At 36.2% G+C, this 13,559-nt stretch carries 8 protein-coding genes; 1 reads left to right on the forward strand and 7 read right to left on the reverse strand.

What is annotated here, in order from left to right:
* Nucleotides 1-146 precede the first annotated feature (146 nt).
* The 7 genes from ACODST_RS09980 to ACODST_RS10010 all read right to left on the reverse strand — a co-directional run bounded on the left by ACODST_RS09980 (nucleotide 147) and on the right by ACODST_RS10010 (nucleotide 12,135).
* The gene (locus ACODST_RS09980; RefSeq protein WP_488931970.1) at nucleotides 147-4,100 is read right to left on the reverse strand and encodes a family 16 glycosylhydrolase; all 3,954 of its coding nucleotides are present in this window, start codon (nucleotides 4,098-4,100) and stop codon (nucleotides 147-149) included.
* A gap of 200 nt (nucleotides 4,101-4,300) precedes the next feature.
* A complete protein-coding gene (locus ACODST_RS09985; RefSeq protein ID WP_488931971.1) occupies nucleotides 4,301-7,231 on the reverse strand; it encodes a triple tyrosine motif-containing protein in 2,931 nt (976 codons plus the stop codon).
* A 273-nt stretch (nucleotides 7,232-7,504) separates the two neighbouring features.
* Nucleotides 7,505-8,716 (reverse strand): hypothetical protein, encoded by a 1,212-nt coding sequence (locus ACODST_RS09990; protein WP_488931972.1) that lies wholly within the window; start codon nucleotides 8,714-8,716, stop codon nucleotides 7,505-7,507.
* Between the two features lie 73 nt (nucleotides 8,717-8,789).
* Entirely contained in the window at nucleotides 8,790-9,425 is a 636-nt protein-coding gene (locus ACODST_RS09995; RefSeq protein ID WP_488931973.1) for an HAD family hydrolase, read from the reverse strand.
* Between the two features lie 213 nt (nucleotides 9,426-9,638).
* Nucleotides 9,639-10,013: a hypothetical protein gene (locus ACODST_RS10000; RefSeq protein WP_488931974.1), complete on the reverse strand. Its 375-nt coding sequence runs from the start codon at nucleotides 10,011-10,013 to the stop codon at nucleotides 9,639-9,641.
* Nucleotides 10,014-10,115: 102 nt separating this feature from the next.
* The gene (locus tag ACODST_RS10005; RefSeq protein WP_488931975.1) at nucleotides 10,116-11,198 is read right to left on the reverse strand and encodes a hypothetical protein; all 1,083 of its coding nucleotides are present in this window, start codon (nucleotides 11,196-11,198) and stop codon (nucleotides 10,116-10,118) included.
* Nucleotide 11,199: 1 nt separating this feature from the next.
* Entirely contained in the window at nucleotides 11,200-12,135 is a 936-nt protein-coding gene (locus tag ACODST_RS10010) for a tetratricopeptide repeat protein (RefSeq protein ID WP_488931976.1), read from the reverse strand.
* 210 nt (nucleotides 12,136-12,345) lie between these two features.
* Here ACODST_RS10010 and ACODST_RS10015 point away from each other — a divergent pair, with 210 nt between their 5' ends.
* Entirely contained in the window at nucleotides 12,346-13,515 is a 1,170-nt protein-coding gene (locus tag ACODST_RS10015) for a BT3233 family polysaccharide utilization protein (RefSeq protein ID WP_488931977.1), read from the forward strand.
* Nucleotides 13,516-13,559: the final 44 nt, after the last annotated feature.

A 13,559-nucleotide genomic window follows, 5' to 3' on the forward strand; every position in this document is an offset into this window, starting at 1 on the left:
TAGATTCTAAACCAAAGCCACTTTTTTCAGAGTGACTTTAACAATCCGTCAGGTGCAATTCTAGGTGCTATCCTTTTAAATTTAATTCCAGTTTTTTAATATTTGGGGGCTATTTAAAAACAAATCACACCCAACGGATTTTTAAATTATTTCTTAATCAGCTTTTTAGTCCAGCTTTTTTGATCTGATTTGAAATTCAGGATATAAATTCCTTTTGTCAGTTTACTAATATCAAGTACACTTTCAGCAGCATCGGCTTCCGGTGTTTTCTGAAGCATCAGCGTTCCTGAATTGTCATAGATAGTAATTACTTTATTATCTAAATTTTCAGGTATCGAAAGCTGAATGTAATTATTAGCCGGATTTGGATATACTGCAAAAATGATCTCTTGCGGCTGAGTTTCTTCTACAGGGTTCAACGCTTTTTTAGCTGTTGATGCCGATCCGTAGGCTTCAATTTCATACAATGAATAACCATAAGGTGCCAGGGCTTTTGCCGTACATAAAATACGCAGGTATCTTCCTGTTCCACTTACCGTTAAATCATCTGTACCGCCGTCGCTTGCCGTCTGGTTGCTGATCGTTTCACTTTCTGTAAAAACATTGTCAGTTGAAAGCTGTACTTTATACTGTGTGGCATAAGCAGCTTCCCATTTCAGTACAACACGGTTAAGGTTGTAATTACTTCCTAAATCCACATAAATCCATTCTGTGGCATTGGCAAAAGAACTGGCCCATCTTGATACTGTTCCGTCCCCATCAGTTGCTTTACCAGCTGTAAGTGTCGCATTTTCTTCTGTAGAAGCTGTTGCTGTTTTTCCTAGAGCCACATTTACATTAGGGTTTGCGGTAATATTTCGAACAATAACATCGCTGAAAACACCCGTTGTCAATGTTCCGTTAGCATGAGAAGTAACCGCCATTCCGGCATAAATGGTACTTGCCATGGCAATTGTTTTTGGTGTTCCAATCTGTGTCCAGGTGGTTCCGTTATCAGACCAGTACGATGTAAATGTATTTCCTGATCTTACGATACGAACCCATTTTGGTGCAGTTCCCGTTGTAACATCAGCAGTGGTAATTCCGGAAGCAGTATCTCTTGACAAAAATTCGACCCCGGCAGCCGGTGTTACATCTGTCATCGCATGTTTGGACGTTGTCGTAAGCGTTTCACGGAACATTACTCCCGCTTTTGCATACGTATTGGTATTGGTTAACGAATTAACTCTGGCAATAATCTCAGCATCACCAGTAATGGCCTGATTTACATATTGAAACTGATCGCTGGTTTCCCAAATATCGGTTCCGGCACCTTTAATGGTAAAAGTACCGCTGGAGTGAGTCGCTTCTCCTGCCGGTGAAACAGCACCTAAATCGGTACTCACCCACGGCGAAGGCAATCCTGCCGGAGTTTCTGTAGAAACCAGGTTTAAAGCTCTTAAGTTATCAAAGTAATAAGTATTTCCTGAATTGGTTCCGGGTTCGAATAAGAAAACGAAACGGTTTACTTCGTTATCTGCCGTAGAAGCGTCCGGAGTACTTACATAAGTAAAGGTAACCGTATGCCAGGTATTGGTTTGTTTTACCACTCCCTGATAAATACTGTGTCTTCCTGTTGGATAATTAGACGGAACCGAAGCACTGCTTTCTGCCTGCCATGAAATAATAGAACCCACCGGAGCTGATGTATACACATCCATCGCAAACTTTTTAGTTCCGGCTTTAAAATCACCAATATTTGTTAAAGTCGTGTTGAAAGAGAAGTTGTCGTATAATTCTGTTGCTTTACGAACATATCTTCCCACGTTTGATGAAGTATTGATTCCCGATGCACCTGGGTTTGCCACATTTGCCGTGTAAGTTCCAATAGCATCCCTGAAAGTAATATTATGTATTGTTTGATAATCTTCATAAATAACGCCAGGCGTAAAAGTATCCGGCAGTTTGGTTGATCCGATTCTGATATTATCAAAATAATAGGTATCGTTTGTATAAGAACCCGAATTAAACAATAAAACCATCTGATTAATCGCCAGATTTGAAGTTCCGGCATCAGGGCTTGAATTGTAATAGAACGTTAAGGTTTCCCATTGGTTCTGTTTTGTGGTGATAGCAACATAATTACTGTTTCTTCCGGTTGGATAATTGGCCGGAAGTGAAGCGGCACTGTTTTCAAAATTCATGCTTACAATAGTTCCAACCGGAGCTGTTGTGTACACATCCATCATGATTTTATTGGTTTGGTTTTTAAATAAACCGGCATCTTCAATTGCTGTTTGTGTATTAAAGAAAAGTACATCGTACTGTTCGGTTACATTTCGAACATATCTCGCTGCATTGGCAGAGGAGTTAACGGAGTTTGCTCCCGGATTCGCTGCTACTGAATAAGTTCCTGTTGTAGTTCCTTTTATAATTTTATTAATACCGTCATAGTTCTGCAAAACATCTGTCGCTACAATTGGTTTTTCGGCCTCTGCTCTGGTAAGCAGGTTATCAAAATAATAAGTCGCCCCTGAATTTGAATTGGATTCAAAAAGCAAGACTACATTATTAATGGTTAAAGCACTGGTATTAGGATCAATTATTTTTTCGAATTCAAATTCGATGGTTTCCCATTTGTTCTGAACCGTTGTAGTGGCTTTAAAACCACTGTGTCTTCCCGAAGGATAATTGGTTGCCGTTGTTACATTGCTGTTTTCTAACTGCATCGAAATTTTTGTCCCGACAGGTGCCGAAGTATAAATATCAAAAGAAAGTCGTTTTCTCCCGTATACATAATCATTCGCATTGCTAATCGTTACATTTCTGATATTCAACACATCATACAGTTCGCTTGAATTACGAACATATCTTCCTACCAAAGCAGAGGTATTAAGTCCCGTCGCAGAAGGATTGGCAACCGCTTCTGTCAGTACTCCTGTTTTTACCGGATACAATACATTTCTGTTTGTTTGAAAATCTTCGTGTATTTTCTCTACCGGAATAGCTGCTTCTGTTTTTACAGCCAGTTTGTAGGTATTAGCCGTACAGCCTGAAACGGTAGTGGTTACCGAAACGTCTCCTCCTGCTGTTCCCCAGTTTACGGTTACCGCATTGGTTCCCTGTCCGGCAGTGATCGTGGCTCCTGCAGGAACTGTCCAGTTATATGCGGCCCCTGTAACAGCATTTATCGAATAGGTTTTACCGGTTTCATTTTGATATACTTTGGCATCTCCGGCAACCGCATATTTATAACTCCCGTCGTAAACACGAACATAATCTACCTGCAGTTTTGCCGGGAAATCGCCCGGAACCGGAGGAACTCCCGCACCGTTTACGCTTGTATAAGGCGTTCCGGCACTACCGACAGCTAAATTCAAAATAATATAAAACTGACTGTCGTTAAAAGGCCATCCGCCATTTACTGTAGTATTGGGTGTTGCGGTATGAAACAAAACATCGTCTACAAACCATTTGATAAAATTAGGTCCCCATTCTACCGCATATACATGAAAATCCGAAGATAAATCCGTTGGAGAACTGTAACTTCTGCCTGTAAAATGATAACCATTTCCATCGTAATGAATGGTTCCGTCTACCGACTGCGGGTTTCTGTGTTTGGCTTCCATAATATCAATTTCACCTGTATACGGCCAGTTTCCGTTAACGGGAAGCATCCAGAAAGCCGGCCAGGCTCCCTGTCCGTTTGATAACTTCATACGGGCTTCTACCCTTCCGTACTTAAGCGAATATTTGCCCTCAGTAGTTAGTTTTGAGGAGGTGTACGGCTGATCCGGAAAAGAGCCGCTAGGCAGGTATTTGGCCTCAATGTTTAAGTAACTGTTGGTTCCTTCTTTTACAATGGTGGCCTGATTAGGATCGTAACGCTGTGCCTCAGCATTTCCGAATCCGCAGAGCGAAGGACAGCCGTTTCCTGAAATACTCTGCCATTTGGTTAAATCAACGGTAGTACCATTAAATTCATCAGACCAGACTAATGTTTTACACTGTGCCTGGACTTTTAAAAAAGGCAGCAATACGAATACGGCTAAAGCCAAAAATTTTAAATAATAAAAATTGTCTTTCGGTGGTCGGCCGAAAAAAGAGTCCTTTTGATTCATTTTTTTTAGTTTTTTGTTAGTAAAGTCTATTACCCTTGTAAAACCGTTTTTGCAGAAACGGGGTGGTTATTTTGGTAATAATCCGACAATATTAACAAATAATTCAGGCTAGACTTACATTTTGGGGTACGGTTTGACTACGGTGTTTGAAAAAAAAGGCGTAAAAAAAACGTAAAACTACTTAGGAGTTTACTTCACAATTAAAAATTAAGAATGAATTCTGTGATGTTGGTATCAGACGGAAGCTGCAATTTCTTTCGGATTCGGTAGCGGGTATCTTCAACACCTCTTACGGAAATTCCTAAAAGCGGTGCAATTTCTTTTGTATTGAAGTTCATTCGCAGATAGGCACATAATCGCATATCACGAGGAGTCAGTTCCGGGTAGGTTTGTTTCAGCCTCTGCATGAAATTGTCATGAAGCTGGTTAAAGATCTCTTCAAATTCATTCCACTGCTTATCTCCCTGTAATTCGTGATCAATTAGTTTGTTTATTTTAGTCAATAAACTAAAGTTCACATTCGGATCATTTTTCTTATCGATCTGACTGATAAGTTCTTTTATCGAAAGCAGGATTTCATTTAAATGAATAAGGTTTACGGTACTTGACGCTACTTTGGCATTTTTAAGGTTAATAGTCGCTTCGAGGTTTTCCCTTACAATGGTCATGTTTTCCTGTTCCAGCGTCAATTTCTGCTCGTTTAGTTCGGCACGGCTGCGGAGCAATTCTTTTTCCTGATTCAGTATCAATTGCTGACGTTCTTTTTCGGCAATTGATTTCTGGTACTTTATAATGAGATAAATGACGACGCTGTACAGTATAAAATATAAAATATAAGCCCAGATGGTTCTGTACCAGGGCGGCAGGACTTCAAAACGAAAAACGGCTTCTTCGCTTACTACATCATAAATATTTTTGGCCCTTACGTGAAAAACATATTCATTTTCGGGCAGGTTTGTATATTCTTTTTCGCTCTGCAGGCTGTAATCTGACCAGCCCGGCTCAAAACCTTCCAGCCAGTATTCGTATTTCGTGGCTTCGGCTTCATCATAAAAAAGAGAAGCAAAAGAAAAATGCAGGGCATTATTGGCATAGGGCAATTCTGCTGATAATTTATCTTTGGCTGATCCGGTTTTATTGGGCAGTACATCATAACGGCTTGAAAACAAAAGACTGTCCTTCGGAATAATACATTTGACTTCGGAAATTACAGCTTTATAAGGCGTTTGGTATTTCTTGTTTTTAACGGCATTGTAATGAATTAATCCGTCCTGCGTACCAAAAAATACATCACCATCAGCCGTAGTCTGGATATTCTCGAAACCCGGAACGTATAAATAACGCAGCTTCCTGAAAGGCAGTTCTTCAACCTGAAACAGGTTCTTTCCTTTTCTGGTCATTTTTCCGGTATTCTCTCCCGAAATGTACCAGATATTGTTTTGACTGTCCGGTTTGAGCAGACGAATATGATTTTCCAGTTTAAGATATTTCTTAAAAATAGGATCCGGAATCATTTTTTGAGAACTTATATCCTGCTTGTAAACTCCTTTGGTAGTACCAAAAAGAATCTGATTGTCAATTTTAAAAGTGTTCAGAAACAAACTCGACGGGAAACCGTTTTTCTGATTGTAAAACTGAACTTCCGAAACAGCATCAAATGCGGTGTTCAGTTTAATTTTAAAAATACCTTTATAACCGTGGGCAATCCAGATGGCTCCGTTTGGATCTGTTTCAATCACACGGCTGCTTTCTTCAAAACCTTTTAATTTATGCTGATATGCCCAGGAACCATTTGTATTTTTTAAGAGATACAATCCCGTATAACCTCCAACAAGCATCAGATCGGGGTGATTAGGAACGAGAATACCCTGCCAGGCTCCGTCAATTTTTGCGAGGGCTCTGGCTGAATTTCCTGAAACTTCAAAGATGCCGTTTTTTTCAAAAGCCAGCAGTTTATTATCAAAAACACCAATATTCCATACATTTTCAGACATGCCCGGAATATGCTGAAAATGAATATTGTCGCGTTTTCCGTTTTTATAGGCCAGCCAGTCGAGCCAGAATAATCCGTTATCGGTTGCGACATACAATTTGTTCTGATAAATCCGGCTGGAGTAAATTTTGGTTTCAGAACAGGAAGCATCCAGAATACGGGATAAAGGTGACGAAATCTGTATCAGCGAAATTCCTTCTTTAAGCATCACCCATAAATTACCTTCTTTATCTACTTTCAGACTGGTAACATAATCATTCTGCAATCCTAATTGTTTATCGATATGCTGGATCAGATGTCCCGCACTATCCAGAACTATCAACCCTGACTGTCGGGTCCCGATTCCGAAATAACCGTCTGAAAACTGGATTCCTGTGGAAATCTGATGCTGCTTTAATAAATAATCTGCTTCGGTTACAAAAGGCCTGATCTGATTGCCGCCGTAAAGAAACAATCCGTCTTTTTGAGTACATAACAAAAGTCCGTTTTGGGTTTTGAAAATCTTTCTGATCTTCATTCCGGCAAACTTGTGTCCGTCCGGAAACGGGATTAAAGCATCGTTTTGTAACTGTAGTAATCCTTTTTGATTATCTGCAACATAGATTTCTTTACCTGCTTCGAAAAAATCATCGAAATTGGCTTTTGATTTTAAAACCCTGATCTTATTGTTTTTATAGATAAAAATACCTTCGTAAGAGAAAAAAATAACTTCATTGTTCCGGATAATGGTATGGATAACATCTCCAAAATTCCGGGCAGATTCAGGAAGCAGTTTCACCAAAGAAGTATACTGGTACTGCCCGTTTGACAGCTGGATAACATAACCAAAATCGCCCTGCGCCCCTACATACATTTTGTCGTTTGAATCGATAGCCAGCGACCGCACCATACTGCGGTTTTCGGGCTGGGTAACAATGCTCCATCGGACACCGTCAAACTGCATGATCCCGAAATGATTGGCAAAAAACATCATGCCTTTGGAATCCTGAATAACATCCCAGTTTTCTGATGCCGCTTTATAGGTTTTGGGACTGTAACTGGTTATAAACGGAACTCCGGTTTTTTTGATCTGAGAGGTCAGGACCGAAGAAAAAAGCACTAAGGATACAACTAAAATTCTATAGGTAAATTTCGTCATTTTGTTTTTGTCTGTAGGTTAGTGCTGCAGCCTTTGGGAGATCGCAGCGTTAAAACAGCTCTTTGGGAAAAGCCATTTTCTAGGCAAAAAACATTCACTTTTTAAATGTATCAATGACAATTATTCATCATTATCCGACCAAAAAAGAGAATGTCGAAATTCAAATATATAAAATTTTATTTTAATGCAACAAATTACATTACTTAATACGAATATCAGAAATGACAGATTTTTTATCTATTCTGATTACAATCCTTTATTATTTTTTCAATTCTAATCCTGATCTGTTTCGTAAATAGTGTTATCAATAAGGAATTTCTGTTTGGCACGATGAACAAAAACATTATCTGATTCTGTTCCCAGAGCACGCTGTGCCGGAGTAAAAGAATCATACAGAGCAATTATTCTTTCTTCAAAAGACGAGGCAGTAAAATCTGTTTCCAATCGGTAAACCGCTTCCTGATATACCTGCCAGATTATCGGGTTGGTTTCTTTTTCCTGTTTTTCTGCAAGCAGCGGAATTACAGCTTTGTAATTTAAATCAGTTAAAGCAAAAACCGCAAATACCGGATTTAGACTTTCATTGTTCTTTAAATATCGTAAGGGTTTATTTGTATTTTTCTCCAAAAACCATTTTGCGTAACGAGCCTGATGTACTTCTATAGCATTCGGAGAAAATTTACTTTCCCTTTTAATAAAAGTATTCAGAGGACGTAAATCAAAAGGCGTTTGAAATTTCGTTAATAAAATGGCAATAAAGCCTGATGTCTGTGTCATTTGATAATTTCTTCGACTCTTCGATGAAAAGGCATAAATTTCAAAAACAACCGGGGCAAAACGCTCCCGTATCTCCGGATGAAAGGAAGAAAATGCTTTTACCAGTTCCAGCAGTGTACTGCCATTAGGATCTCCGCTGGTACTTGAATTCTTTTTATCATTTTCTGCTGCATACTTTTTAACGAAATCAAAAGCAGTATCAAAGAACAGCAAAACCTGTTTGCTGAACAGAGGATTTTCGTAAGCCCTTACTAAAGCAAAAAGAACTCCGGAATTCACAAACAATCCCTGAAAAAATATAAAATCCTCTCCTTTCAAAAAATCTTCTGCATACGCCGCGACTTTTTGAAATACCTCTTGCTCTTCCAGACTTATCAGTATATCATAATCTCTTTCATAGGAAACATCGGCGAGCTCTACAATTAGTTCTTTTAATTTTTTGTCTTTAGAAGCCTTAAAATCAGCCGCTGCCTGTTTTAGATAATTTCTTTTCAGCTTCTTTCTGAAACTAAAAAATTCATTATAATCTTCTGTATATTCTTCGTAACTATACGAGAGAATTTTATCGGTAATCAATTTGTAATCAGCCTTATGTTCTGCTGCGAACCGGGTAATTTCGTTTTCTATATCAATTTTATATTCTTTCATTTTACAGCCTAAAATTAATTTGCGTTTATGTTTAAAAGCAAATTTAATTTTTGATTTCATCTAAAAAGTCATTATAAATGATGATTTTTTGCTTACCGAAATTCTGTCAAAATTGATCTAAATTCAGACTATCCTAAATCCCAAGAACTTCACTCAGTTCTTTATAACTGTGAAAAAGCACTGCGCCTTCTGCTTCTAAATCAGCATTATTAAAACCGTTTGCAAAACCGTATACTTTAAATCCGCCGTTTATACCTGCCTGTACACCAGCCACACTGTCTTCGATTACAATACAGTCTTTTACTTCAAATCCCATTTCCCGGGCCGCGTGTAAAAAGATTCCGGGATCCGGTTTCCAGCTTTTAATGATATAAGAACTGAATATCCTGCCCTCAAAGCGGTCAAGTAAACCTGCAAGCCCAAGATTAAGTCTTATTTTTTCTAAAGGTCCGCTCGAAGCTGTACAATAAGGAATTTTAAGACTGTTTAAAAAAGCAACAATACCTTCCATAGGGCTGGTTTCTTTTTTAAAGGCTTCAAAACTCCTTTCCCTGTAACAGGATTCAAAATCTTCAGGAAGTTTTTTTCCAATTCCGTTTTCAATCTGTACAAAACAATCTTTGAGGCTTCGGCCGTTAAAAAGATGATAGGCTTCTTCAAGTTCCAGCTGAAACCCGTATTCTGATGCCATTTCGAGCAATATTCCGTTGCCAATTTTTTCTGTATCTACCAATACGCCATCGCAATCGAAAATAATACATTTAACCATTTTTGTTGATTTTCATTTAATTATAAATTCTTACTGAGTCAAAGTCAGTGAATGTAAATTACAAAAAATATATCTTTACCTGATTAAAGTTTAATTTCTGTTATTAGCGATGCTTTCCTAATATTGGCTTTAATTCTTTTGCCAATTCTCTTTCCAGAACATCCATTAAATTTATCATTTCTGGTTCAAATTCAAGAACAGTAAGTTTAAGATTTAAAGATAATTCTTTTGCCAATAAAAAAGTTGCAAACCTTGCGTACGCTGAACTTTATAAAATCCTAAATGTTGTACAAGTCGCCACCATATGTGTTTTTTAACTTTTCCAACATACAAAACTTTACTTATTGGATAATTATTTTTAATGGCAGGTATCGATTTTGAGTTCTCAGAACTTGCATATCCTTTTATTTTATTGACAATATTCTCTGGAGAATGATCTGAGATTATTTCCCAATAATATAAAACAGGACCATCAATTTTTTTAAAATCGGTGAATAAACTTTTATATTTTTCAGATTCTCTAATATCAATATTATTGTAATCATCTAATAAAGAGCAATCTATTTCAAATTCATTACTAGACTTCACACCAAATTCAGAAACATTTTGTAAAGGTCTAACTGCCAGTTTAGCTTATCTGTTTTATTTTATTGTTTAGATCCATTTTTAAGTTTTATCAAAATCTAATAATTAATTTTTATTAGCTATAAGTTTATTCAGAATAATAGAAAATTCATCTCTCCTATCTTTCAGTTGGATTAAGACTGGTTTCCCAGTTTCTTTATCTATCTCAATTCCATCCAATTGAGGCGTTAATTGAAGTATTTTTTCAAATCTTATATTGATGTTTTTTATGCTTCCAATAAAAACAATTCTTTTGTTTGTGAGATATAATTTTCCTGAATCAATATGTTTTAACTCATAACTATTTTGTCTTACTTTCTGACAATCTGAGCTCAAATAAAACTTTTTAATTTTTTTGAAATTTGAAACAAAATGAGTTGGTTTATCTCTAATAATTCTTGATTCATTCCATTTTACTGAATTAATTTTAAAATAACACTGTTCAGATTTTTGAATCGTAATATCACATTCAATTGTAGATAAAGGAAGATTCTCTAATTCCCAATAGAGCTTGAGGCTCTCTAGCTTTTTATTATTATTTTTATTAAAATAAACATCAAAATTTAACCTTTCGGCTATGTCACTTATCTCTTGTTCAATAACTGGAGACAATTCTAATTTTTTAATAACATTTTCAAGATATTCCTGAACAAAACTTTCTTTACACTCATTCGAAATCTTGTTTATGAATGATTTGGGAAGTTTAAGGTCTTTTTCTATTTTATATAGAAAATCTTCATCTTTTTTTATTAGTTTTCCATTAGAAATTGCTTTCTCAAAAAATCTTTTGTAAACAATTATTCCAATATTATGATTTAACCTTTCTATCGTTTCATTACTAAGAGATAAAATCAATTGCAGGTGATTTAAATTTTCAAAATCTATATCACTCAAGACTCCATCAATAAGGCAGAAATTTAAATATACTGCATAAAATTCTTCCAAATTAAGTTTGAATTCTTCTAATAGATTAATTTCATAGCGTTGCTCTATCTCAGCAATTTGTTCTTTAGAAATTCTGTTTAAGGGATTCGATGCTAATAAATTATTTATTTCAATAACACTATTTTCTAATGGAAGCTGTTTAAAAATCTTTTGAAAAAAACTTAAATTAACTAATGGCACAATTTGAAAAACATTATCTCTCATTTTATTCATATTTTCTGTATTCTTCGTAAACTGGTTCACTCCAATTACATACGCCTCCATGATGTGAGCAAGTTCCTCTTCCACTTGAACTAGAGGTTGTTCCATCACAACAACGAGTAACATAATAGGCTATTCGTGTCTTTATAGGATTAATTTTATTGTGTAATTTATCAGCTCTTTTGTCTCCAAGTTCTTTTGCTTTTAAGCAGTCACTCACAGCTTCTCTAATTTTTCCAATTTTACTAAAGCAGATTGCTCTGTTATAATACAAATCAGAGTTATTGTCTCCTTCTGAAATTAAAGTATTTAAATCTGATAAAGCTAATTTGTACTTCTCAGCTTTAAGAAAATCATAAGCTCTAATTGTCGATATTCTGCTTTTTTCTTTAGAAATTCTAACATTATCTTCAGGCAATTTTGAAAAAGAAGATGCCGTTTTTAATTGCTTAAAAGCTTCGCCTGTTTTATGTTTATCTGCAAATTGAGAACTTGCTGTGATATAATATGTTAAACTATCATTTCTAACTTTTTCTTCTCGTAGAAACTCTGCTTTTTCACGTTGTTCATTTTCAAATTTCAATTGCAACAATCTAGCCTCTTCTTTATCAATTACACTATAATGTGCTAAAAGAGGAAAAGAAAAAAGTAAAATCATAATTGCAAAACATGATTTTATTTTTGTAGTTAAACAAAATCTAAACTTTTTTTCCAACCAATTATGCCCTGGTGGCAAAATCATAAATCCTATAAAACCAAAGAGTAAAGTGATTAATGGATGTTTTAAAGAAAGTAATGCAAATAAAAGAAAGAATACGCCGCCAAGCCATTTTAAGAATCCAGATGAAGGCTTAGCTCTCTTAGTTTGATGAATACTTCCTTTAAAATAATGTTCCAGTACCCTTGATTTTTCTGGAATTAAATTTGAAACATATTTCATATTATTTTTTTATATCGTCAAACATACTAAATGTTGAAAAATAGATTTTACGGATTTCCGTAAACAATAAGTATTTATAAAAAAAGTTATAAAACTCACAACCAACATTTTGTACAGAATTACTCCTGTTTTGTATTTGAATTTATTTTATGATTTGTACTTTTATAAAATCCTATCGAACCGATTTTTAAAAAATTAAATCTATAAATTTTGAAAAAACATTTTTTATTTACCGCAATTCTGGCCGGGACTTTCAGCATCCAGTCTCAAAATAAAATCATCACAATCAGCAACAGCCTGAAAACTGACCGGGAATTTGAAACTGTAGAACTCACCAAAAAACTACTGGGATTACCGACAGATGCCAAACTTGAAAATTATACAATAAAAGACCTCAGTACTAATTCTTTTCTGGAAACCCAAACTGTAGATAATGACGGCGACGGAACTATGGATGTGCTTTTATTTCAGCCCAAAATTAAAGCGGCAGCAAAACAGGATTTTGAAATTGCCGCCGGAACTAATCCTGAAGCTTCTAAAACAATCAGCTGTTACTCGCGCTTTGTTCCGGAACGAACAGATGATTATGCCTGGGAAAACAATAAAGCAGCTTTTAGAACATACGGTCCTGTGGCACAAAAAATGGTGGAAGACAATGTTCCGGGCGGTACTTTAACCAGCGGAATTGATGCCTGGTTAAAAAGAGTTGATTATCCAATTATCAATAAATGGTATGAAAAAGCGACTAACGGAACGGGAACTTACCATAAAGACACCGGAGAAGGTCTTGACAATTTTCATGTGGGAGACAGCCGCGGCGTGGGCGGAATTGCCGTAAATGTGGATGGAAAATATTATTTTTCCAAAAACTTTATCAGCTGGAAAACCATTACAACAGGACCAATCCGAACGAGTTTTCTTTTAACGTATGCTAACTGGGACGCAAAAGGCAATACTATAACCGAATCGAAACTGATCAGCCTGGATTACGGCAGCCAGCTTTCGCGTTTTGAAATCAATATCACGGGAACCAAAACGATTGCAGCCGGACTCACACTTCATGATAAAAAAGGTACGACTGGTACCAATTTAAAAGAAGGCTGGTTAAGCTATTGGGAACCTATCGATGATTCTGAAATTGGAACTGGTTTAGTGGCTCCCAAAAACACTTTGTTAAGCTTTGATAATCATGTTACAGATAAAAAAGATTTAAGCAACCTATACGGAAATATTGCCGTTAAAAGCAATAAAGCTATTTATTATGCTGGTTTTGGATGGAAAAAAGGAAGTCCGTTTCAGACCAAGGCGGAATGGGAAAAATATTTGAGTTCTTTTGTAGAGAAAATCAATAATCCTTTGATTGTTAAGGTTAAAAAATGATTTTTTTGTTTTGCTGCTAAGGCGCAAAGACGCAAAAGCTTTTA

This window comes from Flavobacterium sp. FG19, assembly GCF_057809475.1.